Source organism: Nocardia sp. NBC_01499 (genome assembly GCF_045040275.1).
Taxonomy (GTDB): Bacteria; Actinomycetota; Actinomycetes; order Mycobacteriales; family Mycobacteriaceae; genus Nocardia.
On sequence record NZ_CP109426.1, the window covers coordinates 8,483,940 to 8,508,117 of the forward strand.

General features: G+C 67.4%; 27 protein-coding genes, 1 other RNA gene and 2 pseudogenes. 19 read left to right on the top strand and 11 right to left on the bottom strand.

Annotation, left to right across the window (positions count from 1 at the left end; all coding sequences use genetic code 11):
* Window positions 1–38: 38 nt before the first annotated feature.
* From OG203_RS38600 to OG203_RS38610, 3 genes and pseudogenes are all read left to right on the top strand, one after another.
* Window positions 39–286 (top strand): annotated as a pseudogene (locus tag OG203_RS38600) (IS256 family transposase); the annotation flags it as partial.
* Between the two features lie 16 nt (window positions 287–302).
* Entirely contained in the window at window positions 303–437 is a 135-nt protein-coding gene (locus tag OG203_RS38605) for a DUF3516 domain-containing protein (protein ID WP_405168134.1), read from the top strand.
* A gap of 119 nt (window positions 438–556) precedes the next feature.
* The gene (locus OG203_RS38610; RefSeq protein ID WP_405162140.1) at window positions 557–1,123 is read left to right on the top strand and encodes a dihydrofolate reductase family protein; all 567 of its coding nucleotides are present in this window, start codon (window positions 557–559) and stop codon (window positions 1,121–1,123) included.
* A 659-nt stretch (window positions 1,124–1,782) separates the two neighbouring features.
* Here OG203_RS38610 and sigJ read toward each other — a convergent pair.
* Window positions 1,783–2,745: an RNA polymerase sigma factor SigJ gene (gene sigJ, locus OG203_RS38615; RefSeq protein WP_405162141.1), complete on the bottom strand. Its 963-nt coding sequence runs from the start codon at window positions 2,743–2,745 to the stop codon at window positions 1,783–1,785.
* A 641-nt stretch (window positions 2,746–3,386) separates the two neighbouring features.
* On the opposite strand from sigJ, the gene OG203_RS38620 reads away from it, so the two are divergent.
* Window positions 3,387–4,304, top strand: coding sequence for a cobalamin biosynthesis protein (locus tag OG203_RS38620; protein WP_405162142.1), 918 nt, complete (start codon window positions 3,387–3,389; stop codon window positions 4,302–4,304).
* Window positions 4,305–4,990: 686 nt separating this feature from the next.
* On the opposite strand, the gene OG203_RS38625 is transcribed toward OG203_RS38620, so the two are convergent.
* The 3 genes from OG203_RS38625 to OG203_RS38635 all read right to left on the bottom strand — a co-directional run bounded on the left by OG203_RS38625 (window position 4,991) and on the right by OG203_RS38635 (window position 6,796).
* Window positions 4,991–5,908: an SURF1 family protein gene (locus OG203_RS38625; protein ID WP_405162143.1), complete on the bottom strand. Its 918-nt coding sequence runs from the start codon at window positions 5,906–5,908 to the stop codon at window positions 4,991–4,993.
* A 118-nt stretch (window positions 5,909–6,026) separates the two neighbouring features.
* Complete coding sequence (locus OG203_RS38630) at window positions 6,027–6,287, bottom strand: hypothetical protein (protein ID WP_405162144.1); 261 nt, start codon at window positions 6,285–6,287, stop codon at window positions 6,027–6,029.
* Window positions 6,287–6,796 (bottom strand): low molecular weight protein-tyrosine-phosphatase, encoded by a 510-nt coding sequence (locus OG203_RS38635; RefSeq protein ID WP_405162145.1) that lies wholly within the window; start codon window positions 6,794–6,796, stop codon window positions 6,287–6,289. Before OG203_RS38635 ends, OG203_RS38630 begins: the two co-directional genes overlap by 1 nt.
* 44 nt (window positions 6,797–6,840) lie before the next feature.
* On the opposite strand from OG203_RS38635, the gene cobC reads away from it, so the two are divergent.
* Both cobC and OG203_RS38645 read left to right on the top strand, forming a co-directional pair.
* Window positions 6,841–7,881 carry an Rv2231c family pyridoxal phosphate-dependent protein CobC gene (cobC, locus tag OG203_RS38640; RefSeq protein ID WP_405162146.1) on the top strand — a complete coding sequence of 347 codons (1,041 nt, stop codon included), beginning with the start codon at window positions 6,841–6,843 and terminating at the stop codon, window positions 7,879–7,881.
* An 80-nt stretch (window positions 7,882–7,961) separates the two neighbouring features.
* Entirely contained in the window at window positions 7,962–9,095 is a 1,134-nt protein-coding gene (locus tag OG203_RS38645; RefSeq protein WP_405162147.1) for a Nif3-like dinuclear metal center hexameric protein, read from the top strand.
* A 769-nt stretch (window positions 9,096–9,864) separates the two neighbouring features.
* Here OG203_RS38645 and OG203_RS38650 read toward each other — a convergent pair.
* Entirely contained in the window at window positions 9,865–10,170 is a 306-nt protein-coding gene (locus OG203_RS38650; RefSeq protein ID WP_405162148.1) for a zinc-ribbon domain-containing protein, read from the bottom strand.
* A gap of 138 nt (window positions 10,171–10,308) precedes the next feature.
* Here OG203_RS38650 and OG203_RS38655 point away from each other — a divergent pair, with 138 nt between their 5' ends.
* The 4 genes from OG203_RS38655 (at window position 10,309) to OG203_RS38670 (ending at window position 14,264) form a co-directional block, all read left to right on the top strand.
* The gene (locus OG203_RS38655) at window positions 10,309–10,950 is read left to right on the top strand and encodes a hypothetical protein (protein ID WP_405162149.1); all 642 of its coding nucleotides are present in this window, start codon (window positions 10,309–10,311) and stop codon (window positions 10,948–10,950) included.
* Between the two features lie 150 nt (window positions 10,951–11,100).
* Window positions 11,101–11,838: a zinc ribbon domain-containing protein gene (locus tag OG203_RS38660; RefSeq protein ID WP_405168135.1), complete on the top strand. Its 738-nt coding sequence runs from the start codon at window positions 11,101–11,103 to the stop codon at window positions 11,836–11,838.
* A gap of 25 nt (window positions 11,839–11,863) precedes the next feature.
* A complete protein-coding gene (locus OG203_RS38665) occupies window positions 11,864–12,997 on the top strand; it encodes a bifunctional RNase H/acid phosphatase (RefSeq protein ID WP_405162150.1) in 1,134 nt (377 codons plus the stop codon).
* Between the two features lie 583 nt (window positions 12,998–13,580).
* The gene (locus OG203_RS38670; RefSeq protein ID WP_405162151.1) at window positions 13,581–14,264 is read left to right on the top strand and encodes a S1 family peptidase; all 684 of its coding nucleotides are present in this window, start codon (window positions 13,581–13,583) and stop codon (window positions 14,262–14,264) included.
* Window positions 14,265–14,274: 10 nt separating this feature from the next.
* Here the strand turns inward: OG203_RS38670 and OG203_RS38675 are convergent, their stop codons facing one another.
* Complete coding sequence (locus OG203_RS38675) at window positions 14,275–15,099, bottom strand: helix-turn-helix domain-containing protein (protein ID WP_405162152.1); 825 nt, start codon at window positions 15,097–15,099, stop codon at window positions 14,275–14,277.
* A gap of 131 nt (window positions 15,100–15,230) precedes the next feature.
* Here OG203_RS38675 and OG203_RS38680 point away from each other — a divergent pair, with 131 nt between their 5' ends.
* The 5 genes from OG203_RS38680 (at window position 15,231) to OG203_RS38700 (ending at window position 18,397) form a co-directional block, all read left to right on the top strand.
* Window positions 15,231–15,644 carry a hypothetical protein gene (locus OG203_RS38680; RefSeq protein ID WP_405162153.1) on the top strand — a complete coding sequence of 138 codons (414 nt, stop codon included), beginning with the start codon at window positions 15,231–15,233 and terminating at the stop codon, window positions 15,642–15,644.
* Window positions 15,645–15,901: 257 nt separating this feature from the next.
* Window positions 15,902–16,099 (top strand): hypothetical protein, encoded by a 198-nt coding sequence (locus tag OG203_RS38685; RefSeq protein WP_405162154.1) that lies wholly within the window; start codon window positions 15,902–15,904, stop codon window positions 16,097–16,099.
* Between the two features lie 277 nt (window positions 16,100–16,376).
* Entirely contained in the window at window positions 16,377–16,865 is a 489-nt protein-coding gene (locus OG203_RS38690; protein WP_405162155.1) for a GNAT family N-acetyltransferase, read from the top strand.
* Window positions 16,866–16,925: 60 nt separating this feature from the next.
* Window positions 16,926–17,957, top strand: coding sequence for a YihY/virulence factor BrkB family protein (locus OG203_RS38695; protein WP_405162156.1), 1,032 nt, complete (start codon window positions 16,926–16,928; stop codon window positions 17,955–17,957).
* Window positions 17,957–18,397, top strand: coding sequence for a hypothetical protein (locus OG203_RS38700; protein ID WP_405162157.1), 441 nt, complete (start codon window positions 17,957–17,959; stop codon window positions 18,395–18,397). The genes OG203_RS38695 and OG203_RS38700 overlap by 1 nt, the downstream gene beginning before the upstream one ends.
* Window positions 18,398–18,454: 57 nt before the next feature.
* Here the strand turns inward: OG203_RS38700 and OG203_RS38705 are convergent.
* The 3 genes and pseudogenes from OG203_RS38705 to OG203_RS38715 all read right to left on the bottom strand — a co-directional run.
* Window positions 18,455–18,679 (bottom strand): annotated as a pseudogene (locus OG203_RS38705) (hypothetical protein); the annotation flags it as partial.
* A gap of 217 nt (window positions 18,680–18,896) precedes the next feature.
* Window positions 18,897–19,181 carry a hypothetical protein gene (locus OG203_RS38710; protein WP_405162158.1) on the bottom strand — a complete coding sequence of 95 codons (285 nt, stop codon included), beginning with the start codon at window positions 19,179–19,181 and terminating at the stop codon, window positions 18,897–18,899.
* Window positions 19,182–19,327: 146 nt separating this feature from the next.
* Window positions 19,328–20,020, bottom strand: a complete 693-nt coding sequence (locus OG203_RS38715; protein WP_405162159.1) for a hypothetical protein — start codon at window positions 20,018–20,020, stop codon at window positions 19,328–19,330.
* Window positions 20,021–20,060: 40 nt separating this feature from the next.
* On the opposite strand from OG203_RS38715, the gene OG203_RS38720 reads away from it, so the two are divergent.
* Both OG203_RS38720 and OG203_RS38725 read left to right on the top strand, forming a co-directional pair.
* Complete coding sequence (locus tag OG203_RS38720) at window positions 20,061–20,708, top strand: TetR/AcrR family transcriptional regulator (protein ID WP_405162160.1); 648 nt, start codon at window positions 20,061–20,063, stop codon at window positions 20,706–20,708.
* An 80-nt stretch (window positions 20,709–20,788) separates the two neighbouring features.
* Window positions 20,789–20,995 carry a DUF397 domain-containing protein gene (locus tag OG203_RS38725; protein WP_405162161.1) on the top strand — a complete coding sequence of 69 codons (207 nt, stop codon included), beginning with the start codon at window positions 20,789–20,791 and terminating at the stop codon, window positions 20,993–20,995.
* Window positions 20,996–21,367: 372 nt separating this feature from the next.
* Here OG203_RS38725 and OG203_RS38730 read toward each other — a convergent pair whose 3' ends face one another.
* Window positions 21,368–21,886, bottom strand: coding sequence for a TrmH family RNA methyltransferase (locus OG203_RS38730; RefSeq protein ID WP_405162162.1), 519 nt, complete (start codon window positions 21,884–21,886; stop codon window positions 21,368–21,370).
* A gap of 178 nt (window positions 21,887–22,064) precedes the next feature.
* Entirely contained in the window at window positions 22,065–22,952 is an 888-nt protein-coding gene (locus OG203_RS38735; RefSeq protein ID WP_405162163.1) for an alpha/beta hydrolase, read from the bottom strand.
* A gap of 76 nt (window positions 22,953–23,028) precedes the next feature.
* Between OG203_RS38735 and rnpB the strand changes: the two genes are divergently transcribed.
* Both rnpB and OG203_RS38745 read left to right on the top strand, forming a co-directional pair.
* Window positions 23,029–23,442, top strand: an RNA gene (rnpB, locus tag OG203_RS38740) — RNase P RNA component class A.
* A 197-nt stretch (window positions 23,443–23,639) separates the two neighbouring features.
* A complete protein-coding gene (locus OG203_RS38745; protein ID WP_405162164.1) occupies window positions 23,640–24,080 on the top strand; it encodes a hypothetical protein in 441 nt (146 codons plus the stop codon).
* Window positions 24,081–24,178 lie beyond the last annotated feature (98 nt).

Consider the following 24,178-nt stretch of genomic DNA (forward strand, 5'->3'; position numbering starts at 1 on the left):
GATCCGCCCCGAACCAAACCACTGCCCTCGTCACTTTCGCGAAGATCGGTGACAACGCCGACGTGCTGCTGGAGTTCTATCACTACCCGGCGGAGCAGGACGAACCGTCGAATCTAGTTTCGCGACAGTGCGTTTGAGGAGCCAGGTCACCAAGGGGCCAGGCTCGCGATGGTGTTCAAGCTGATCGAGGTCGCTCAGGCACACTGGCGCGCCGCACCTGGTCGCCCTCGTTCGGGTCCGAGCCGTGTTCGAGAAGGGAAACCGAACTGGCCCCGTATTTCGATGAATACGAGCGCATCGGCATCGGCCAGGACGCGCGCGGACCGCAACTGTTCCAGATCGAACGAAGACCCGGTTTCTGGCAGGTGCGTCAGGTCCTCGACGACCCGGCGGGCGACCATGGCTGGTCGATCGTCGGCGTAGTGGCGAACTCATAGAACGACCGGTCGATTCGACAACTACGAAGGAGGCCTGACGCTCGCCCCTTCTACAAGGACTTGACGATATCTCGTGTGGCGGCGCGATGAGTTTTGCCCTCCGGTGCAGTCTGATCTCTATGGGCAAACTCATTTATGGCTTCAACGTGTCGGTGGACGGGTACATCGCCGACGCGCAAGGCAACATCGACTGGTCCGATCCGAGCGAAGAGCTCCTCCAATACTGGAACGACTTCGAGCGGGAGACCGCCCTGTCGTTCTACGGGCGGCGGCTCTACGAACTGATGTCCGCGTACTGGCCGACCGCCGACAAGGCCCCGGACGCCACCCCGCTGACCGTCGACTTCGCCGGCATCTGGCGCGACATGCCCAAGGTCGTGTTCTCGCGCACCTTGGAGTCGGTCGACTGGAACTCCCGCCTGGAACGCGGCGACCCGGTCGAGGTGGTGACGAAACTGAAAGCCGAAACCGACGGCAGGCTGGAGATCGCCGGTGCGACGCTGGCCGCACCGATCGTGCAGGCCGGACTGGTGGACGAGTACCGGATCGTGGTCACGCCCACCGTCGTTGGCGGCGGCACACCGTTCTTCCCGACACTGCCGTCATGGATCTCCCTGCGACTGTTGGAGAACCGCACCTTCCCTGGCGGCACGGTCTTGCTGCGCTACGAGGCGAAACACGACTGACACAGCCAGGCGCGCCCTGCGGACGCACTACGAGGTACACGACTCGAGCGGCACCCCGCTACAACACGACGGCCTGTTCGACATCCACCAGCAGTTCGGCGACCTGCTACCCAGCGAAACTCGCAGATCGCCCGACCGACCCCAAGTCAGGGTGCGGATCTCGACGTGATGAGGCGTATGGGGTTGGTGGTGCGTTGCGGGGGTAGGGATCAAGATCATGGGGAACTGGTGGCGGTATCGGTCGAGAAGGGGCCGCCGCCAGTTCCCCATGATCTTGAACGGGACGGCGGTCGGCGGCTGTCGCACGGGTTCTCTGAGGCGCCGCCACCAGGTCCCCCCATGATCATGGACCCGGCCGCAGTTGGTGTCGGTTGCTGCTGTTCTCTTGGGGTGCCGCACACCAGTTCACCTGATATTGAACCCGGCTGTTCCCGCAACAGCCGCACCTGTTCTCCGGATCCGCGTCCTTTCCGGGGTCAGCGGAGGGTGTAGGTCCTGAGATGGGGTGCGGAAGTGCTTACCTTCCGGCCTTGGCCGACCGAGTTGCCTTGTGCCGAGCGGCATTCGGGTGTGCGATCGGTTGTGGCGGGTGTGTGGGACCTCGGTGACGGCCGCACACCCGGTCGTGGCGGGTGTGCGGCTGAGATTGTCCGCGTGGGCTATTGGTTCTCGGTGGGGGTTGCGCCGAGGTACCAGTCGGGCTCGCCGGTGGTGGGGAGGTCGTGCAGTTTGTCGGGGTTGCGGACGACGTTGATGGCGACGATGCGGCCGTCGTCGATGGTGAAGGCGAAGACGCCGGTGTGGTTGCCGTCGAAGACGACGAGGCCGGGGGCGCCGTTGACCAGCACCGCGCGGCCCCAACCGTTCGCGGCGGACGGTGCGTGGTACCAACCGAGCAGCATCTTCGCGATGAGCTCGGCGCCGTGCACCGGCTGCCGGATCGCGGGGACCTTGCCGCCGCCGTCGGCGGTCAGGCTGACGTTGGCGTCGAGCACACCGAGCAGTGCGCTGAGATCACCCGAGCGCCAGGCGACCGCGAAGGCGGAGACGACTTTCTCCTGCTCGTCCGGCGAGGCGGGGAAGCGTGGGGTGCCGTTCTCGACGTGTTTGCGGGCGCGGGAGGCAAGCTGCCTGACGGCGGCCGGGGTGCGGCCGACGACCTCGGCGACCTCCGGGCCGGACATGCCGAACACGTCCTGCAGGACGAACGCGGTGCGCTCGGCGGGCGACAGGGATTCGAGGACGACGAGCAGTGCCGTGGTGACCCGCTCGTCCTGGGTGATCCGGTCGGCCGGGTCGTCCCAACTGGTGACCTCCGGCTCCGGCAGCCATTCGCCGACATACTGTTCGCGGCGGGAGCGGGCCGATCCGAGGTGGTCCAGCGCGAGGCGCCCGGTGACGGTGCTGAGCCAGGCGCGCAGATTATCGATCTGCCCCGCCGTCCCCGCCTCGTGCTGGCGCTGCAGCCGCAGCCACGCCTCCTGCACCACGTCGTCAGCATCGGTGAGACTGCCAAGCGTGCTGTAGGCGAGCCTGCGCAGATACGGCCGATGCTCCTCGAACCGCCGAGCCAATTCGGCCTGGTCGATGGGTTCGGGAGTAGAAGGCTGTTCGGAAGTCACTGCTGTTCGCCGTTCGGTCGTTCCGCCCCGCCGGGCGTGCATCCTATGAGTGCGTCATCAGGTAGACGACGCAGAGAATCAGAGTGTGACACGCCGCCCCTGCCACCAGCGGATCCGCATCGCCAGCCCACCCAGCGGCACATGATCGAGCCACACAATCCCAGTCCAGCACCGCTCGAGCCCCAGGCTTCATCGGCGAATCTCCGCCGGACGGTGGAGTGGACGCGCCGAACGGGACATAGTTGCCGACGAGGCGCGCCACGAGAACGCTCCGCTCGATATCGCCATGTGGATCTAGCGGCTCCGGGCGGTCGACTTCACCATCGGTTACGAGGTGTGTGCCGCGAGTCCGCGCCGACGCGGATCGCGAGTGCGGCGCCGGACTCGCCGCCCGCAGTGACCGCCTCCACCCAGATCGCCGCGTTCGACACGATCGCACAGCGGTTGCGTCGTGGCCCCGTCGAACCGGTGTCCTGCTCGCTGGGTGGGCCTCGAGCGCGCGACAGTCGGCCAGGCCGGTATGCGGCGAGTGGGACATGGTGGCGGATTGTGCGATAGGGCGCGCCGCTATGTCCCGTTGGTCAGGGGAGGCGCGGGTGCTTGGGTGGTTGAGGGTTGTGCGGAAGGGATACGCTCGGCGGGTGCAGAAGGGGCGGTCGACCGCGGCTGGGTTGTTGCTCGGGTTTGCGCTGGATCGGGTGTTGGGGGATCCGCGGCGGTGGCATCCGGTGGCTGGATTCGGTTCGGCGGCAAGTGCGCTCGAATCGGTGACGTATGCGGATCGGCGGAGTGCGGGGGTGCTGCACGAAGTGCTGTTGGTGGGTGGGGTGATGGGGTTGGGCGTTGGGGTTAGTGCCCTTGGACTGCCGGTGACCGCGCTGGCTACATGGACGGTGCTGGGCGGGCGCAGCCTGGCGCGGGCGGGGAGCGAGATGGCCGAGCGACTCGAGGCGGGCGACCTGGCGGGTGCGCGTGCGCTGTTGCCTTCGCTGTGCGGCCGCGACCCCGAGGTGCTCGATGCGGACGGATTGGCCCGCGCCGCACTGGAATCCATCGCCGAGAACACCTCCGACGCGACGGTGGCCCCGCTGGTGTGGGGCGCGCTGGCCGGTGTACCAGGCCTGCTCGGCTACCGCGCGATCAACACCCTCGACGCGATGATCGGCTACCGTAACGACCGCTACCGCCACTTCGGTTGGGCCGCAGCCCGAACCGACGATCTGGCCAACCTCCTCCCCGCCCGCCTCACCGGCCTGCTCACCATCGCACTCGCCCCGCTCGTCAACGGCCGCCCCGCCGCCGCCCTACACGCCTGGCGCCGCGATGCCGCAAAACACCCCAGCCCCAACGCCGGTGTAGTCGAGGCATCGATGGCAGGCGCCCTCGGCGTCCGCCTCGGCGGCCGCACCCAGTACCGCCACGGCACCGAACTCCGCCCCACCCTCGGCGACGGCCCCGCCCCAACCGTCGCGGATCTTCATCGCGCGGTGCGCATGTCGGAGGCTGTGCAACTGGCGTCGGTCGGGGTCGCAGTGCTCTGGTCTCTCACCCGGTGCTAGTTCCCGCCCGGGTGGTCGCGGATCTCCGTGGTGCTGTGCGCATTTCGGAGGGTGTGCAGTTGGCGTCGGTGGCGGTCGCAGTGCTCGGGTCTTTCGCACGGCGCTAGTCTCCGCCCAGGCGGTCGCGGATCTTCATCGTGTCGTACACATGTCAGGGGCTGAGCCCCTGGCGTCGGTCGGGGTCGCAGTGTTCTGGTCTCTTACCCGGCGCTAGTTCCCGCCCGGGCGGTCGCGGATTTCCGTGGCGGCGTGCGTGTGTCGGAGGCTGTGCGCAACTGCCGTCGGTCGGGGTCGCAGTGCTCTGGTCTCTCACTCGGTGCTAGTTCCCGCCCGGACGGTCGCGGATCTCCTCGGCGCCGCGCGCATGTCAGGCGTCGAGCATCTGGCGTTGTTGCGGTGCATCTGGCGTTGTTGCGGTGGCAGCGCCCGTGTCTCCCATTCGGCATTAGGCCCACCTTGTCCGGCAACCAAGACTGAGGCCGGTTACTCAGTGCTCCTTGCCTCGGTCGCCGTCGAAGTGCTGATAGGGCAGATTTGCGAGCTCGCTGACGGCACGTTGGTGCGGCGTAGCCATTTCTGGATCGGGCAGAAAGCTGAGTCAGTTTTCGGTCGCACACCGCTTGCGCGAGCAGCCGACTCGACGGAGGTACTCGAGCGCTGACGATCGCATCGACGCCGCGACGGTGTCAGTCGCGGCCGCGCCCGTAGCGGTCTGCTAGGCGCGCTTCGGTGTTCGGGGTGGTGGTGGCGGGAGTTGGTGTGGTGGTGGCGGATTCGGTTGCCACGGGAGGCGGTGGGGTGCTCGCGGGTGCTGGCTCGGAGGGTTTGGTTGTGTGGGTTGCTTTTTCCCTGCGACGCTCGCGGATCTCGGCGTAGAGGAAGTAGCCGAGGCCGAGGGGGGCCATGATGCCGAAGGCGAGCCATTGGAGGCCGTAGGAGAGGTACGGGCCTGCGTCGAGTTGGGGGAGGGGGGTGGGGGTGAAGGCGCCGGGCTGGTTGTCGTCGAGTTGGAGGTAGCCGCCGCGTTCGCCGGTGGGGATCGGGGTGAGGGGCTGTTGCAGGAAGGCCGCTTCCTGGGTGGTGTCGATCGAGTACACCTGCCGGTAGCCGTCTTGGACGGACGGATCCTTGCCCGGCGTGATGCCCTCGGACATCCGGACCCTGGCCTCGAGGCGCTGCGTCCCGGCAGGTGGGTCGGTGATCTGCGGCGGGCGGGAGCCGTCCACCGCCGCGACGAGGCCGCGGTCGATGAGCAGGAGCCGACCGTCGTCCAGCCGGAACGCGCTGAGCACGGAATAGCCGGGGGCACCGTCGAGATGGCGCAGCCGGACCAGCACGGTCGAGTCCGGCACGTAGCTGCCGGTGGCGGTGACTTTGCGCCATTCGGCGTGCGAGTCATCGGCGGCTGAGCTGCTCAGGACGGTGGTGATGTCGATCGGAGCGGCGCCCACCGAATCGGCGATCAGTTGGTTGCGATGCGAGGTGGTCGTGTTCTTGCCGAGCTGCCACGGCGCGAGCACCGTGAAGCACAGGTAGGCGAACACGGCGACCACCGCCGCGAGGATCACCCAGCTCGGCCGCAGCAGGAAGGACAGTTTGCGCATCAGTCGTGCCCGTCTACTGTGGGTTGGCCGAGCGCGTCGCGCACCCGGTTGGGCAGAGCTGGCACGGCTGCCTCGATGTGGTGGAAGTTTGCGGTGTCGCTGTAGTTCAGTTTGCGCATCAGTCGCGCCCGTCGAATGCGGGTTGGCCGAGCGTGTCGCGTGGCCGGTTGGCCAGAGCGGGAATTGCCGCCTCGATGTGGGCGCCGGCCAGTTGGAAGTCTGTGGAGTCGCTGTAGTTCGGTGTGCGCATCAGCCGCGCCGGTTCGGCGGGCAGGCTGAGCGCGTTGCGCACCCAGTCGAGCAGGCGGGGCGTGGGCGCCTTGATCTGGTCGCGAGTCGGTGGGAAGTTTGCGGTGTTGCCGTAGTTCGGTATGTGCATCAGCCGCGCCCGTCGAGCGCCGGTTCAGCGGGCAGGCCGAGCGCGTCGCGCACCCAGTCGAGCAGGCCGGGCATCGCGGCCTCGATCTGGTCGCGGACCAGCTCGAAATCCGCGGTGTCGCCGTAGTAGGGATCGGGCACGTCAGGACCGTCGGCGGCCGGGTCGAAACTGCGCAGCAGTCTGCGCCGATCCGACGGCACACCGAGCCGAGCCAGTTCACGCTCGTGTCCAGTGTCCAGCGCGATCAGCAGGTCGGCGTCGCGATGGTCGGCGCCGAGGGCGGCGGCGACATGGCCGGTCGCATAGCCGTACTTGCGCAACGTCGAGTTGGTGCGGGCGTCCGCGTCGTCGCCGACGTGCCAGGCACCGGTGCCCGCGCTACTCACCCGCACCTGATCGGCCAGTCCCGCGCGGGCCAGATGCGTCGCGAAAATCTTCTCCGCCATCGGAGAACGGCAGATGTTGCCGGTACAGACGAACGACACGTGCAGCTCACCCACGACAGCCATTCTGGCCGGTCGACCTACGGGCCCGCCACGTAGGGTGTGATCTCGTGCCCGAGGACAGCATCGATCACGCGAAACTGCGCCACCACGGCGACGTGGACGTGCGCGCGGGCATGCTCGATTTCGCGGTGAACGTGCAGGGCAGCGCGCCGCCGGACTGGCTACGGCAACGACTCGCGGCGCGGCTGGACACGCTCGGTCGGTATCCAAGCGCCGAGGATGATCGCACCGCCCGGTGTGCCGTCGCGGCGCGGCACGGCCGAGATCCGGACGAGGTGCTGCTGCTGGCAGGCGCCGCCGAGGGGTTCGCCATGCTGCCGCGACTCGCGCCGCGCCTGGCCGCCGTGATCCACCCGTCGTTCACCGAACCGGAACTCGCGCTGCGCGAGGCCGGTGTCGCGGTGACCAGGGTGCTGCTCGAGCCGCCCTACACACTCGACCCGACAGCCGTCCCCGCCGACGCCGACCTGGTCGTGCTCGGCAACCCGACCAACCCCACCTCGGTGCTGCACCCGGCTTCGACCATCCGCGCGCTGCGCGCACCGGGCCGGATCATCGTGGTGGACGAGGCGTTCGCCGACGCGGTGCCGGGAGAACCGGCCTCGCTCGCCGGAGTCACCGCACCCGACGTGCTTGTACTCCGCAGCCTCACCAAAACCTGGGCCCTCGCCGGACTCCGCTGCGGATACGTCCTCGGCGCCCCCGAACTCCTCGCACGCCTGAATCACGGCCGAGCCCACTGGCCACTCGGCACGCTGCAGTTGGCGGCGATCGCCGCCACCGCCGAGCCCGCCGCGGTCGCGGAGGAACGACAGCGCGCACAGATCATCGCCGTCGAACGCGACGCGATGATCGATCGCCTGACCGAACTAGGTGTGCACGTGCATACCCCCGCCGAAGCGCCGTTCCTGTTGCTGCACGTCCCCGACGGCGAACTCCTCCGGAAACACCTGGCGGACAAGGGCATTGCCGTCCGCCGCGCCGACACCTTCCCCGGCCTCGGACCGAACCATCTGCGGGTTGCGGTGCGTGGTGCGGTAGAGGTGGATCGGTTGATCGCCGCGATTCGGATGGCGGGCTCGTGGTGATTGCGGGCGGTCGATGTCTGGGCCGCGACGCGCACAAAATTGTTGCGGCAGTGCATGACTGGAATAGAGGAGGGTGAACGATGACCACGCTGGCGGATCTCATCGATGTGCTCGACGCGGCCTACCCGCCGAAGCTGGCCGAGTCGTGGGACTCGGTCGGGCTGGTTGCGGGTGATCCGGCCGAGGAGGTCACCAGGGTGCTGTTCGCGGTCGACGCGACAGCGGGCGTTGTCGACGAGGCAATCGATTGGCGGGCACAGGCTTTGGTCGTGCATCATCCGCTGCTGTTGCGCGGCGTCGATACTGTCGCGGCCGACACCGCGAAAGGCGCACTGCTGCACCGGCTCATCCGCTCTGGCTGTGCCTTGTTCACCGCGCACACCAACGCCGATTCCGCCGACCCCGGCGTCTCCGACGCGCTTGCGGCCGCGATCGGCCTCACCGTCACCGGTCCGCTCGACGCTAAACCCGAAGCACCAGTGGATAACTGGGTGGTGCAGGTGCCACAGTCGCACACCGACGCAGTGCTGGCCGCCTTGTTCGCCGCCGGTGCGGGCGGCAGCGGCGACTATCGCGACTGTGCACTCCGGGTACCTGCGGTCGGCCAATTCCGGCCGATGGCGCAAGCGAATCCGGCGGTCGGCGCGATCGGCGAACTCCAACAGGTCGACGAGGACCGCCTCGAGGTGATCGCACCACCCGCGGCCCGCTCCGCCATCCTGTCCGCACTGCGCGCCGCCCACCCCTACGAGGACCCGGCCTACCACATCACCGAACGCGCCCAGCTGCCCTCGACCGTCGGCATCGGCCGCGTCGGCACCCTGGCGGCACCGGAGTCGTTGCGCGCCTTCACCGATCGAGTCGCGGCCGCCTTGCCGCCGACCACGTGGGGCGTCCGCGCGGCAGGCGACCCGGAGCGCACCATCTACACAGTCGCCGTCTGCGGCGGCGCGGGCGATTCCTACCTGAACACGGTGACCCGCCTCGGCGTCGACGCCTACGTCACCGCGGACCTGCGCCACCACCCGGTCGACGAACACCTCCGCAAAGGCGGCCCCGCCCTCATCGACGCCGCCCACTGGGCCACCGAATTCCCTTGGTGCGCACAGGCGGAACGCGTCGTCCAGGCTGGCCTGCCCGATCTGGAAACGCGCGTCTCGACCCTGCGAACCGACCCGTGGACAGTCAGCGCACCCAGCCGACCCGTCCAGTAGTTATGCGCGGAGCTGACCCGATTCGGTGGTTGCGCGCGGAGCTGACCCGATTCGGTGGTTGCGCGCGGAGCTGACCCGATTCGGTGGTTGCGCGCGGAGCTGACCCGATTCGGTGGTTGCGCGCTGTGCTGAGCCGGTGCGGTAGTCGCGCGCTGCGCTGATCTAGTTCGGTGATTGTGTGCCGCGCTGACCTGGCGCGACAGTTACGCGCCGAGCCGAACCGGTTCAGTGTTGGGCACGGTACTGATCTGATTCGGTGGTTGCGCGCCGATCCAAACTCGCTCGGTGGCTGCGCCTCGCACTGACCTGGCTCGGTACTGAGCGCTGAACCAACTTGTTCGATATTGCGCATCGTGCCGACCTGGTTCAGGGTTGCGTGCTGCGTTGATCTGGCGCGGTGGTTGAGTTCCGCGTCAACCCGGTTCGGTAGTTGGGCGCCGTGCTGACCCCGTTTGACGGTTGTGCGTGGAGCCGACCGCGTTCAGTAGTCGCACGCCGCACCGATCCGTTTGGTTGTGGTGCACGGAGCCAACCTCGTTCGTAGTTGCGCGTCGCGCTGGCCTGGTCCGATAGTCGCGCGTCGTGCTGACTTGGTCCGGTAGTTGCGCGTCGTGCTGACTTGGTCCGGTGGTTGCGCGTCGCGCCGACCTGGCGCGACAGTTACGCGCGGAGCAGACCCGGCTCGGTAATTGCGTGCTGCACCAACCCCGTTCGACAGTTACGCGCCGAGCCAACCCCGGTCATTGGTTGCGCGCCGAGCTGAACTCCCTCAGTAGTTTTGCGGCGGCCGTCCCTGCCACGACGGGTCCGCGGGCTGCTGCCAGGCCTGCGCATTCTCGGCCTGCACCCGCCCGAGCAGCTCAGTGACCTGCTGCTGCACGAGATTCGACTCGGCACCGCACCAGGTGCACTGCAGGGAGTGCTTGGTGCTTATCGGGAAGAGCGGGATGAAGAACAGCGTGAACTTGGTGACCAGTTTGTGCAGCACGTGCGCCGCCGGATTGCCGCACCGTCCGCATACCAAGGTGAGTACGGCCAGGCGATGTACATACTGGCGCCAACCCCAGATCAACATGGAAAACCCCCGAAGAATTGAATTTTGATTGAGCAGACCATACCGCCACTACGGCGTGTCGGCGCGTGTCTGCCGGATTGGTCTGCGGGGTGGGCTGTTTCCGCGAGTCGACCGGCGTTCCGGGGGTACAACTACCGCATGAATTTCCCGGTGAACTTCGGCTTCGTGCAGGTCGGGTTGATCTTGATAATCCTGATCGGCGTCGTCTTGCTCATCTCCGGCGTGGTGCGGGCGCGCCGGGTCGGAATGCGGGCGCTGATCGCGCGCGGCGGCAGCGGACTGGTGCTGCTGATTGTCGCGGTGCTGTTGCTGTGGCTGGCGACACTCATGCAGACCTATCTAGGGTTGACCGGAGAAATCAAGGCGGCGCACGTGGTGGCCAAGCCGGTGGCCGGGCAGGACCACCTGCTCGACGTCGACCTCACGCTCTACGGTGACGACCAGCACGCTGAGCAACACCTGAAGTACCAGGTCGAGGGCGACACGTGGGTGCTGCAGGCGGGCATCGTCGAGTTGGAGCCCTGGGTGAACGCGCTCGGCTTCCACTCCGGATACAAGATCAGCAGGTTGTATGGCCAGCGCCTGGACGGCGTGGCGACCACCCAGCACCAGATCTTCCTCAACGACGGCGACAAGGACTTCTTCAACGACATGCGCCAGGGCCGCTGGTGGACCGAGCCGTTCGTGCGCTCGGCCTACGGCAACGCGGTGATCGCCGTACCCGGTGAATACGACGTCTTCGTCTCCAGGGACGCCATCAAGACCCGCGCGCCCGCATAACGGCCGCGCACCTCGAGCTCACACCACCGAGGTACCCCCTAGCAACCGCCCCTGCCGCACCGATTGATGCGGCGTCGGTCAGCGCGGGCGGGTCGGCGGGGTACGGTTGAACACCGACCCCAATCCATAGCGTTCAGGAGTTTGTCCGCGTTGAATGTCGAACCACCGATCCAGGCCAAGCTGCTACAGCTCGCCGCTGTCGACGCCGAGCTGAATCGGATCGCGCACCGCCGCACCGTGCTGCCCGAACAGCAGGAGGTGGCCCGGCTCGAGGCCGAGCGCAACGCGCACAAGGATGCCGCCGTCGCCGTGCAGATCATGCTCGACGACCTCGACCGCGACATCCGCAAGCTGGAAGGCGAGGTCGACGCCGTCCGTAAGCGTGAGGAGCGCGACAAGGGCATGCTGACCGCCGGATCGGTGAACGCCAAACAGCTTTCGGAGATCCAGCACGAACTCGGCAGCCTGGAGCGCAGGCGCTCGGTGCTCGAGGACGAGCTGCTCGAGGTGATGGAACAGCGTGAGGCCTCCGCCGACGACTACCAGCACGCGGGCGCCCGGCTCGACAAGACCGAGCAGGAACTGGCCGATGCGCAAATCCAGCGCGACGAGGCCCTCGCGGATCTCGAGGTGGCACAGGGCCGTTGCGACGCCGACCGGTCCAAGCTGATCTCGCTGTTCCCTGCCGACCTGATGGCGATCTACGACCGGCAGAGTGCCCAGCACGGTGTCGGCGCGGCGCTGCTGCAGGCCCGTCGCTGCGGCGCGTGCCGGATCGAACTTGACCGCGGCGAGATCGCCAGGATCGCCAAGACCGCCCCCGAGCTGGTCGTGCGGTGCCCGGAGTGCGGCGCGATCCTCGTGCGCACCAAGGAATCGGGGCTGTGATCCCTCGCCTGCTGCGGGCACCGCGGTGACCGAGCGCGAGGTGATCGTCGAGGCCGACGGCGGTTCGCGGGGCAATCCGGGACCGGCGGGCTACGGCGCCGTCGTCTACGCGGCCGATCATGTGCGGGTGCTCGCCGAGCGCCGCGAGTTCATCGGTATCGCCACCAACAATGTGGCCGAATACCGTGGCCTCATCGCCGGTTTGGAGGCCTCTGCCGAACTCGGCGCCGAGATCGTCACGGTGCGGATGGATTCCAAGCTGGTCGTCGAACAGATGTCCGGTCGCTGGAAGGTCAAGCACGCGGCCATGATTCCGCTCGCCGATCGGGCCCGCAGGCTGGTCGCGGGGTTCGGGCAGGTGAGTTTCACCTGGATTCCGCGCGCCGAGAATTCGCACGCCGACCGTCTCGCGAACGAGGCGATGGACGACGGCACCTTGATCGACGAGGTGCGCACTGCCCGCGAGGCCGAAAAGCCAACGGCCGCACCCGATCCGGTCATCGCCGCGGTCGCCGCGCAGCCCGCGCCCGGCTGGACCGGTGCCACCGGCCGTCCGACCAGACTGCTGCTACTGCGCCACGGTCAGACCGAACTCTCTGTGCAACGCCGCTATTCGGGTCGCGGCAACCCGCCGCTGACCGAACTCGGCCGGGAGCAGGCCGCGCGCGCCGCGAAAATGCTTGCCGCCAAAGGCGATATCTCCGCCGTGCTGTCCTCGCCGCTGAGCCGGGCCCGCGATACCGCCGAGGCCGCTGCCGCCGCGCTGGACGCACCGCTCACCGTCATGGACGGGCTCATCGAGACCGACTTCGGCGACTGGGAGGGCCTGAGCTTCGCCGAGGCGGCCGAGCGCGATCCGGAACTGCACGGCCGCTGGCTCGGCGACCCGTCGTTGCCCGCCCCCGGCGGGGAGAGCTTCGACCAGGTTCGTGAACGGGTGGACGCGGTCCGGCGTGACCTGGTCGCGCTGTATCCCGGCGCGAACCTGGTGGTGGTCAGCCATGTCACGCCGATCAAGACGCTGCTGCAGCTGGCGCTCGGTGTCGGGCCGTCACTGCTGTATCGGCTGCATCTGGATCTGGCGTCGCTGTCGATCGCGGAGTTCTATCCGGACGGCGGATCGTCGGTGCGTTTGGTGAACGATACGTCGTACCTGTAGCAGTCGGGCCGATTGTCCGCTGCTCCAACGTGTTCGAGGCTCGCCGGTCTCGCGCGCGCCGTCGGCTATTCGACCACCCGTGTTCACCTAACCGTCGCCGGATGCTCGGCGCCGGTCATCATGTTCTGTCACTATCTGCCGATGGTGAGGTGGTCGCGTCTCGCGAGCTCCGGGTCGGCCTGGTGGTTTCCGTCCGGATTCGCGGTGCGGCGTTGGGCAGCGTATAACAGTTGAGTCTCGTCGGCCGGGCAATTCGGCCGCAGGTGGGGTTGGGTGAGGGTGAAAGTCAGTTCGGGCGAAGGCTTTTCAGAGCCGATCCGGAGCCGTGTGGCTCGGGTCTCAATCGTCGGTCCACTGTGGTGCAGCGCACAGGTGTGTTGCGGACCCGCCCTGCCCATGTCAATGCTGAGTTAGCCAGCAGGTAACCGGTGTCGATGAATTCCTCTGCGCAGGCGATTCTGCCTGCTGATATGGCGACCGCAAATTGTGTCGGGGGCGGTTCCCTCCCCGGTCCGGGTGAGGACGGCAGTGGTGCCGTGCTCGCTTTTCGAAAAGGAGAGAAGTGACAACAAGATTCAGATCGATGGCACTCGCGACGGCGGCCATCGCGTCCATGGTCGTCGGTGCCGCCGGCACCGCGTCGGCGGCACCGAGTGCGGTGCTCGGCGGTAGTTCCGGCATCGCGTTCGACAATAACTCCGTGTGTTCGCTGACCGCGATCGGTCACGACAGCGCGGGCAGGCTTGTCGGTATCACTGCTGGCCACTGCGCGCCCACCGGTGCCAGGGTGATTGCCGAGCGTACGCCGCAGGCCGGTGTGCTCGGCACCGTCGCGTTCTCCGATGACGGCATGGGCCTGGACTACGCTGTGCTGCAACTGGATTCGGCGCGGGTCACGCCGGTGCGCACGGTCGGCCCGACCACCATCGCGGGCTTCGCCGACGCGCCGGGCCCTGGCGCCACCGTGTGCTCCAGTGGTCGCACCAGCGGTACCGACTGCGGCGTCGTGTGGGGGCAGCTCGACGGCACCAGCATCAACCAATACTGCTCGAAGCCAGGCGATTCCGGTGGTCCGGTGGTCGTCGGCGACCGGCTGGTCGGCATGAATCAGGGACGGCTCACCGGGCTCGGCCCGGTCGGCTTCGACGTGCCGTGCACCACCGCCGCCAACCCCGTGCACTCGCCCGCGTTCTTCCAGCCGATCCTGGTGATCCTGGCCGCCATCAACGCCCAGGGCGGCGTCGGGGCTGGATTCCAGCCCATCTGAGTCTCTGGCGTCAGGAATTCGCCGCGGCCGCGAGCCCACGCAGCGCGGCCGCGGTGAATTCGTCCAGCGGGTAGAACAATTCGATCGCCAGCTCGGAGAGTGTGACATCGGCTGGCGCGCCGAAGGTAGCCATCGTGCTGAACATCGACATCTCGCCCATCGGCGTGCGGATCCGGATCGGCACCTCGAACGGGCTCGGTTGCGCCGCAGGAGCTTTGGGCTCGTTCGGCGGATCGGATAACTGCGGATAACGGCTCACCTCGTCATACAACGCGGTCAGCTGCGGGTCGCCGCTCGCGCCTACTTGCCTGGCGAGGCGCTCCACGAACAACTCTCGGACCTGGCTCAGGTTGGCCAGCCGCGCGGCCAGTCCGTCCGGATGCAGCACCAGCCGATACACATTCGGCTGCGGCAGCAGCAGATGCTCGGGGATCCCGTGCATCAGTACCCCCATCGCCGCGTTGCCGGTGACCACATTCCACAGTCGATCGACGACGACCGCCGGATACGGTTCGTGCGCGGTCAGCATCGTTTCCAGCGCGGTCCGCACCGAGGTCAGGCTCGCGTCGTCGAGGCTGCTCTCCCGGTAGGCCGGTGCGTAGTCGGCGGCGAGCAGTAGCGTGTTGCGGTCGCGCAGTGGCACTTCCAGTGCCTCGCACAGGCGCAGCACCATCGTCCGGCTCGGTTTGGCGCGGCCGGTCTCCACGTACGACAGATGCCGGGCCGAGGTGTTCGCCGACAGTGCCAGGTCGAGTTGGCTCAGTCTGCGTCGCTGCCGCCACTCGCGCAGCAGCACGCCGACCTGCGATCGGGTTTCCCACTGAGGTTGTGCCACCTGGGCAGGCTAATCTCCGGTTGTGTTGTGCGGCCATGACCTCTGAGGTTATTGAGACGCTCACCTCACGTCGGCATCGTTGAGGTCCGGGAGCCGATCGGCCCCGTGGACTCGACCATCAGGAGATAGACATGGGCACGACCTTCCTTGCCGACCAGCCGACGCTGAGCACCGACTTCTTGCGCACCGCGTTGCGGGTGGATGGATGGAGCACCGGCGTTTTCGGGGTCGTCATGCTGGCCGGTGCTGCGGTCCTGCGCGACCCGCTCGGTCTGCCCACCGCCTGGTCGATTCCGTTCGGCGTCGCCATGCTCGGTGGTGCGCTCGTGCTGCTGCTTATCGCGGGTTCGCCGGAGATCCCGTTTCGTCAGGCGGGCGCCGTCGTCGTGGCCAACGCGGTGTCGGCGGTGGGGATGGTGGTGCTCGCGTTGTCCGGTCTGATCGACCTGACCGGTCTCGGGGTTGCGTTCCTGTTCGTCGGCGCTGCGGTGGTCGCGGGTTTCGCGGCTGTTGAGTTCACCGGATTGCGTCGGTCCGGGTATTGAACTGTGCGGCTTCGGTTTTCGAGCTGACGACTGACCGGGCGTCTGCTTGCTGAGGCTGTAGAACTTGGGATATTGCGTCTCGAGTACCGAATTCAGCGCCAGCCGGGCGGTGCGGTCAGGGCGAGTCGGGCCGCGAATCCTGATCGTTGCCTCCGTCGCGCGCTGTACCGGGAGGCTGACGAGGTCGAGGTTGGCGGCTCGGACCGTGCCTCCGGCCGTTGCCGCTGCGCTTAGCCAGTCGGGTGGTGTGGTCGGGGGTGAGCTGGGTGGTGTGGTCGGGGGTGAGCTGGGTGGTGTGGTCGGGGGTGAGCTGGGTGGTGTGGTCGGGGGTGAGCTGGGTGGTGTGGTCGGGGGTGAGCTGGGTGGTGTGGTCGGGGGTGAGCTGGGTGGTGTGGTCGGGGGGTGAGCTGGGTGGTGTGGTCGGGGGTGAGCTGGGTGGTGTGGTCGGGGGGTGAGCTGGGTGGTGTGGTCGGGGGGTGAGCTGGGTGGTGTGGTCGGGGGGTGAGCTGGGTGGTGTGGTCGGGGGGTGAGCTGGGTGGTGTGGTCGGGGGTGAGCTGGGCGGTGTGGTCGGGGGTGAGCTGGGCGGTGTGGTCGGGGGTGAGCCGGGCGGTGTGGTCGGGGGTGAGCCGGGCGGTGTGGTCAGGGCAAGCTGGGGCGTGCAGTCAGCGCCCGTGCCGAGCGGTGCCAAAAGCGTTTGCGCGGGCTGTGGGTTGGCAAGTAGAAGATGGTGGGTGGACGTATCGACGATCGACGTTCGGCTGTTGACCGCCGATGAGTGGGAGGTGTTCCGGCGGGTGCGGTTGCGGGCGCTGGCCGATACTCCGCAGTTCTTTGGGTCGACGTTGGCGGAGGCGCAGGGGCGTACCGAGGGGGATTGGCGGGCGGCGCTTTTGGATCGCGCGCAGTTCGTGGCCAGCGCCGAGGGGGCTGAGCTGGGTACGGTTGCCGGTATATCGGATCCTGAACGTGATGGCGTGCATCTGATTTCGATGTGGGTGGCGCCGGAAGCGCGTGGTACCGGGGTCTCTGATCTGCTTGTGCGCGCGGTCATCGACTTGGCCGTCGCGGATGGGCATTCCGCGGTCTGGCTGGAGTTCGCCGACGGGAACGTTGTGGCCGAACGGCTTTACCTGCGTCATGGATTCGTGCGGACCGGGGCGAGTGGCTTGGTCAGGCCTGGCGAACCTCGGGTGGAATACGAGATGGTGCGCAAGCTGTAGAACGCCGAGTTTGCCTGCTCGGCGCCCGGGTAATCGCCCCTCGATCGGGAGGTGACGGGCATGCCGAAGCAGGCTGCGGCGCGGCGCGTACATCGCCTGGTCGATTGGTCGAAGGGGCCTTCGGTGCTGCACTGGCGGTCGTGGTGGGGTGTGCTGCGGCGGACCGTGACGGAACTGCTCAACGACAATCTCACGGATTGGGCTGCGGCACTTACCTATTACAGCGTGCTGTCGATCTTTCCCGGCCTCATCGTGCTCACCGCGATACTGGGTGCGCTCGGTTCGTCCGCCACGCAGTCGCTGATCGACACCATCAAGGAGATCGGCCCAGGCAGCGGCACCGCCTTGCTCGTCGACTCGATCAACCAGCTGCAAGGATCACGACATTTGGCGGGGCCGTTGGCGATCATCGGTCTCGGCACCGCCCTGTGGACCGCTTCGGGATACATCGCGGCGTTCATGCGGGCCGCGAACACGATCTATGACGTCGAAGAGGGGCGGCCGATCTGGAAAACCGTTCCGGTGCGCATTAGCTTGACCGCGGCGATGGTGGTGCTGCTCGCGGTGTGTGTCATCGGCGTGGTGGCGACGGGCACGGTCGCCGAGCGTCTAGGGCGGTGGATCGGCGTCGGGTCGGCCGGTGTGCTGGTGTGGGACATCGCGAAATGGCCGGTGCTCGCGGTGCTGGTCAGTTTGGCGTTCGCGTTGCTGTACTGGGCCGCGCCGAACGCGCAGCAGCCCGGTTTCCGCTGGCTGAGTCCGGGCAGCGTGCTCGCCGTGCTGTTGTGGATCGCCGCCTCGGCCGGATTCGCGGTCTATGTCGCCAATTTCGGCTCCTACAACAAGGTGTACGGATCGCTCGGCGGCGTCGCGGTCTTTCTGGTGTGGCTGTGGATTTCCAATGTCGCGGTGCTGCTCGGCGCGGAATTCGATGCCGAACTCGCCCGCGGTCGGCGCATCGAACAAGGGCTGCCACCCGACCAAGAACCCTTTCTGCCACCACGTGATACGCGCGCGATGTCCGACGTGGACGCCGAAAAACACAGTGACGCTGGAGTAATCGACGACTCCGCAGCGGACAGGAGGAAATGATGAGCCAGCAAGGACCCCCGGAACGTGACAGGTTCCACGAGGTGACCGAGACCGCTCGCGAAAAAGCCACCGAAGCTGAACATCTCGCCGAGGAACGGGCCGCGCAAGTGCGCCGGATCGCGGAGACGAAAGCCGCGGAAGTGGCGCGGCGAGCGGAAGAGAAAGCCGCTGAGGTTTCCCACGAGGCGGAGTCCGCCGAGACGCAACGGCAAGCCAAGGAAAAGACCGACGCGGCAAGAGAAAAGGCCGCCGACGCGATCCAACAAGCCGTCGAACGCACCGACGAGGCAACGGCAAATGCACGCGTCGCCACCGACCGCGTCGGATCCGAGCCCTATGCGGCACAAAGTCATTCACTAGCCCGTCGACATCCGGCACTCACGGCCGCCCTCGCCGCCTCGGCCGCGTTCGTCCTCTGGCGAGTATGGCGCCGTCGCTGACCCGACAACCGTGTCGTGGGCTGTCGTTGACCGGACACCGCGCCGCGGCCGGGTCCGATAGTTGACCGTCATGCCCTGGCCCGCGATGTGCGCGGCGAGGAAGTCGGCTTCCTCGGCCGAGTGCACCCTGGCGCGGAAGTCGACGTCGTTGGTGCCCAACGCGATTCGCGCGAACTTGCCGTAAGTGTAGGCGTCCTCCTCGGTGACCCGGCCGCCGACGAGCACACCCGCGCTGCCGAACGCGGCAGCCGCGGCCGCGGCGAGTCCCTCCGACCATGAGGCGATATGCCAGGCCCGTCGCAGCTGCGCCCCGCCAAGGCCTTCGTCTGACCGGACACCAACGGGACATGACGGCGCCGCTACTCGCACTTTCGCGCCACTATGTCCCGCTCGGCGTCGAGATCCTGGGTGGTAGTAGTCCGTGGTCTCGATGATGACGGTGGGCGGGCGCTGAGGTTGTAGACGGATACGGTAGCGACGGAATGTCGACAGGGACGGTTCAGTCCAGGGCGACCGGGCGGAGGCGGGTTGTATACATTCCGGCGCGGTCGAGGGCATCGGCGGCGGCGTCGAGTTCGATTGTGGTCTCCTCGAAGACTTCTCGGGCACCTGCCACGCAGTAGGCGGGGGTGGTGAGGGCGCCGATGCCGTCGGTGTCGATCAGTAGGCCCGAAGTTTGCAGTGCGCCATAGCCTTCGGCGAGTTCGGCGACGCCGCGCCGGAGTTCGCGTAGTTGGTCGAGCAGGTGGACGCGCCGAGCTTCCAGGATCAGTGGATCGATCATCGCGGCTCCTCGATTCCGGTCAGGTGCTTCCGCCCCGCAATCTACCGCTGCTGGATCACCCTGCCGCACAACTACTCTGGCTGCCGCACTCCACCACACAATCGGGCGTGCACCGGGTGCGCGGCTGCCACAAAGGGTGTGCGGGTTCAGGCGGCGTCGGGTTGTAGGCGGAGCAGGGTGATGCCGTAGGCGACGAGCCAGGCCACCCACAGCAGCCAGCTGACGAGGCTGAGCAGGGCGAGTGGGCTCGTATGGTCGATGACCAGGGGAGCGATGGTGGCGGAGGTGAATTGACCGGCGGCAGCGGTGAATCCGAGGATGGCGTGCCAGCGGCGGATGACGCCGGTGCGCAGGCCGCCGACGGACAGGCCAAGCATGGCGGTCGCGAGGAAGGTGCCGTTGAGGGTGAACAGGGCGTTGTGCATGGCCCAGAGCCCGGCGGTGGCCGCGGGGGTGTGGTCGGTGGTGGCGCTGAGTGCGAGGCGGAGGGCGATGACGCCGACGAAAGTGCCGTTCTGTAGCAGCAACCCGGCGAAACCGACCAGCGACCAGGCCGAGCCGAGGGGGCGCTCGCGTGGCCAGATCGTGGCGACGGCGGCCGCGCCGAACACGATGACGCACACCCAGGCGGCGGGGGTGCAGGCGGAGGAGAGGTCGGCGAACCCGGCTTGCGTGGTGAAGAACGTGTCGACCTCACCGATGTCGGCGCCGACGAGGGGCATGCCCGCCGGTTCCAGGATGAGGTTCGCGCCGACGATGATCAGGGCGAACCCGAGGCAGGCGAGACCTCCGACACGAGCGAACGGCCAGGCGCCTAAGCGCGCTGTCTTATCTGTCATATATTGAATATAAGTAGCGAAAACCGAAAGAGGAACCCCCGTGACCGAAGAACCGGCCCGCCGCCGCTATGACTCGCTGCGCCGCACCGCGCAGGCGCAGCAGACGAGCGCGGACATCGCCCGCGCCGCACGCACGTTGTTCGTGGCCAGGGGTTGGGCCGCGACGACGGTGCGTGACGTGGCCCGCGAAGCCGGCGTCTCGGTGCCGACCCTCTACGCGGCCTACGGCAACAAAAACGGGCTGACCTGGGCGCTGGTCGACGCCGCCGACCTGTCCGCGGACGTGTCGCGCTTACTCGCCGAACTGGAGGCCGCGCCCGAACCGGCCCGGCAGCTCGCCGCGATGGCCGCCTACGACCGCAGATTGTTCGAGCGCGCGGGCGAGGTGATCGTGTTGCTGCGCGAGGCGGGACGCACGGAAACCGAACTGGCACAGGCTTATCGCGACGCCCGTGCCCGCGCCGACGACGCCCATCGTCAGGTGCTGTCGGCCTGGCCGCCCGGCACCCTCCGCCGCGACCTCGACCTCCTGACCGCGCTCGATATCTATGCCGCGATCTGCAACATAGACGTCTACACCGAACTGACCGTCGAACGCGGATGGTCGCCGGAGCGGGTCGAGAAATGGTGGAGCGGGGTGGTTGCTCGCGAACTGCTAGCGCTCGGGGGAGATCGAGTCGTATCGTGACTCGGCCCGACCGTGTGTGTCTATCGTGGACGCGGCAGACAGCCGCGCTCTCATTCGCAGGATCGCAAAGGAGTATGCCCGTGAACGTAGACCTGTCCGACGCGAAGTGGTTCAAGAGCCGTCGCAGTGGTGCCTCCAAGGATTGCGTCGAGGTCGCTTTCCTCGGCGAGGGCATCGTCGGTGTCCGGGACTCGAAGAACCCGACCGGACCGGCACTGGTCTTCAGTCCCGGCGAGTGGGACGCCTTCACCGCAGGGGTAAATGGCGGCGAGTTCGACCGCTCCTAGTGGTTTCGCCCTGTGAGTATTACGAGCCCGGTCCGTTGTGCGGATCGGGCTCGGCTCACGCGTATTCCGTGAAGGTGCACCGTTTCTGGGTGCCCAGAAGGGGTGCGGATCCCGCGAATGGGCGCGGATTCCGCTGAGTGCGGGCCTGTTTCAAGATCATGGGGAACTGGTGGCGGGAGCTTCTCGAACTTTGCCGCCACCAGTTCCCCATGATCTTGGTCGGACCTTCGGAGGACCAGTACTGGTCCGCACTCTTGGTGGGTGGGAGGCGTTTGTCGCTTGCGTGGGTGATGGGGGAGTTCGATCGTGCCTGGGTTGGCATGGGACGAAAGCGGGTGGCTGGCGAATCAGGTTGCGGGGAGGGGGCTTTCGTCAGCACAGGCCCGCCAGCTTGTACAGCACCAGCGAACCCGCGACGGCTACGTTGAGGCTGTGTCCGGTGCCGACCATCGGGATCTCGACGGCTACGTCGAGTAGCTCCAATCCTTCCGGTGGGATACCGGTGGATTCGTGGCCGAGCACGATTATGGTGCGGCGTCGGGCGGCGGGGAGGTCGGCCAGGCGGATGGATTCGTCGGTGAGTTCTACGCCGACGATGGCGGATCCGCCGGAGCGTTGACGCGCGAGCCAGTGGTCAACTCGACCGTTGATCCAGTGCACGCACTGGGGTTTCCGGAGGGTGTTGCCGTGGGCGAGGGCGTCGGGGATCCACGGTCGGCGCGGTACCGCCATGCAGGCGCCGACGGCGTCGCAGGTGCGCAGCATGGTGCCGAGGTTGACGCCGTGTTTGGGCCACAGGGGCGCGATGATCAGGTGATTCCAGCAACCGTGTGCGCGTTGGCGGCGCTCGCGGCGCAGGTCGGGGCGGGACTTGGCCCGCGCGGTCGTCACCGGCGGACGGGAAGGGCCTTCCCGTGGGGCAGAACAAGTTTCATGAAAGCGATGCTTCGCGGCGCATCGGGGCCATCGACGACGACAGGAAATGCTCGAAGAACTGATCTCCACGATACGGCACTGGCTCCCGCCGTCCGATGCCCCACGAGCGGAATACCCAGCCGCCCACAACTACTCACGGACGCAGGATCGAGACCAGGAACTCCGTCTGGTCGTACACGGCCTTCTCGAACACATCGTCGAAGTAGATGTCGAAATGTCCTGCCTGGTAACGCTTCACGACCGCGTGCTTGGTCCGGTCCGCCGCACGCAGCGCGGACTTGATCGGCGTGATCGAGTCGTCGTCGCACAACGCGTACAGCACCGGCATCTTCAATGCCTTGGCTCGCTTGCCCGGCGAGTCGAACAGCGCCGAAAACGCGATGCGGGCAGCCACTTTCGGCTTGTAGTGCTCGCTCTCCTCGGCCAACCTGCCGTTGCCCTCCGGCACGTCGGCCGCGCTCATCAACGCCGCCGCCCGCTTACGCCCGGCCAGCCGGATGCCGACGTGCTTGCGGCGCAGCGAGCCGATGAGCAGATCGGTGGCGGCGATCACGGTCACCTTGGTCATGCTGATCGGGCCCTTCGCCATCGCGCAGGACCAGCCGCTGGTGAACGGAACCTGCGCGACCACCGCGGCGAGATAGTCGTCGTCCGGCGCCACCGCGAGCACGTGACCGCCGCTGAACGAGGTGCCCCACAGCGCGATCCGGGTCGCGTCGACGCCGCGGATGGTGCGCGCGTAGGCGATGGCCGAACGCCAGTCCTCACGTTGGCGCCCGATCCGGATCACCTGACGCGGCTCACCCTGGCTCGCGCCGAAATGCCGGTAGTCGAACACCAGGACGGCCATTCCCGCGGCGACGAAGCGGCGCGCGTACCGGTCGAGTCCCATCTCCCGATTCGCCCCTAGGCCGTGTCCCATGACGACGAGTGGACGGGACTTGGGCGCACCATCCGGACGGTAGAGCCAGGCGGCGCACTGCTCGCTTCCGGAGGGGAAGCCGACCTCGACACGTTCCATGGCAGCCAACCGTACTGCGTTGGCGGCCCCCGCGCCCTGTGGGTATGCGCGGCGACCAGTACTCTGGTACGGCGGACGAGTTGGCCGGGCGACCGCGGCATCGGGAACGGGCACGATTGTGCCGCCGCCCGGGGCCGAGGAAAGTCCGGACTCCACAGAGCAGGGCGGTTGCTAACGGCAACCCGGGGCAACCCGCGGGACAGTGCCACAGAGAACAGACCGCCCACGGCCTTCGGGTCGTGTGGTGAGGGTGAAACGGTGCGGTAAGAGCGCACCAGCGCCCCGGGTGACCGGGGCGGCTAGGTAAACCCCGCCCGGAGCAAGGTCAAAGGTCGCACCGTTCGCGGTGCGGCTGCGCAGGTGTTCGAGGGCTGCTCGCCCGAGCCTGCGGGTGGACCGCTCGAGGCACCCGGCAACGGTGTGTCCAGATGGATGGTCGCCCCCCGGTGCGAACCGGGGACAGGATCCGGCTTACAGGCCAACTCGTCCGCCTCTTCGAGTCAGATCCCCGGTGGTCGCCGGGGCGAACTCGGCGTTAACGGCCGAGATCCACGCTGTGGCCAAATGATTGGGTCGACCGGGAGGCGCGGGATACCAGTACATTGTCGGTCGAGGTTTTGTGCGGTGTGTCCGATTCGGGGCCGCCGCGGGATCGACTGCTAGGAGATCGTCATCAACGTTCACACCATGCTGCGTCGCGCGGGGGTCATTGCGTCCGCGACAGCTCTGGCCGCCGTGGCCTGCGCCGGTGTCGCAGGCGCAGCTCCAACGACCACAACGGCGCCGCCGCCGACTACCACCATCGACATCACCGGTGCCAAAGTGACCGGCGACGGCGTCGATGTCTCGGTGACCTACAACTGCGAGGCGACGGACAAAACCGTGACGCTTCTGGTGTTCGTCCGCAGCACCGCGGAGGGCTCCGAGCAGACGGTCGGCGCCAAGACCAAGGCGACGTGCAACGCGCAAAGTCAGACGGTGTCGGTCACCGCGACGAAGATCGCCGAGTCCGAGCCGTTCACCCCCGCCGTCGGCGACACGGTGCGGGTCTTCAGCTCATTGGTGTCGGGTGACAAGCCGCAGAGCCTCGAGGGTGGCACGGCGCTCAAGCGACTGGCCGTCAAATAAGGCCAGCTGATCTTCTGCCGCAGCCGGTTCCGCGGTGCCATCATGGAAGGTAGCCGCGGGGCCGGAGCGCCCAGGCGCCCGCTCCTGTTGCATGCGGG

Coding starts and splice junctions, on each gene's coding strand:
- OG203_RS38680 (WP_405162153.1), top strand. CDS start 15,231: ATGGGCACGACCTTCCTTGCCGACCAGCCGACGCTGAGCACCGACTTC.
- OG203_RS38695 (WP_405162156.1), top strand. CDS start 16,926: ATGCCGAAGCAGGCTGCGGCGCGGCGCGTACATCGCCTGGTCGATTGG.
- OG203_RS38745 (WP_405162164.1), top strand. CDS start 23,640: ATGCTGCGTCGCGCGGGGGTCATTGCGTCCGCGACAGCTCTGGCCGCC.
- OG203_RS38630 (WP_405162144.1), bottom strand. CDS start 6,287: ATGCACATACCGAACTACGGCAACACCGCAAACTTCCCACCGACTCGC.
- OG203_RS38670 (WP_405162151.1), top strand. CDS start 13,581: ATGGCACTCGCGACGGCGGCCATCGCGTCCATGGTCGTCGGTGCCGCC.
- OG203_RS38710 (WP_405162158.1), bottom strand. CDS start 19,181: ATGATCGATCCACTGATCCTGGAAGCTCGGCGCGTCCACCTGCTCGAC.
- OG203_RS38645 (WP_405162147.1), top strand. CDS start 7,962: ATGACCACGCTGGCGGATCTCATCGATGTGCTCGACGCGGCCTACCCG.
- OG203_RS38635 (WP_405162145.1), bottom strand. CDS start 6,796: ATGGCTGTCGTGGGTGAGCTGCACGTGTCGTTCGTCTGTACCGGCAAC.
- OG203_RS38700 (WP_405162157.1), top strand. CDS start 17,957: ATGAGCCAGCAAGGACCCCCGGAACGTGACAGGTTCCACGAGGTGACC.
- OG203_RS38610 (WP_405162140.1), top strand. CDS start 557: ATGGGCAAACTCATTTATGGCTTCAACGTGTCGGTGGACGGGTACATC.
- OG203_RS38625 (WP_405162143.1), bottom strand. CDS start 5,908: ATGCGCAAACTGTCCTTCCTGCTGCGGCCGAGCTGGGTGATCCTCGCG.
- OG203_RS38715 (WP_405162159.1), bottom strand. CDS start 20,020: ATGACAGATAAGACAGCGCGCTTAGGCGCCTGGCCGTTCGCTCGTGTC.
- OG203_RS38655 (WP_405162149.1), top strand. CDS start 10,309: ATGAATTTCCCGGTGAACTTCGGCTTCGTGCAGGTCGGGTTGATCTTG.
- OG203_RS38650 (WP_405162148.1), bottom strand. CDS start 10,170: ATGTTGATCTGGGGTTGGCGCCAGTATGTACATCGCCTGGCCGTACTC.
- OG203_RS38735 (WP_405162163.1), bottom strand. CDS start 22,952: ATGGAACGTGTCGAGGTCGGCTTCCCCTCCGGAAGCGAGCAGTGCGCC.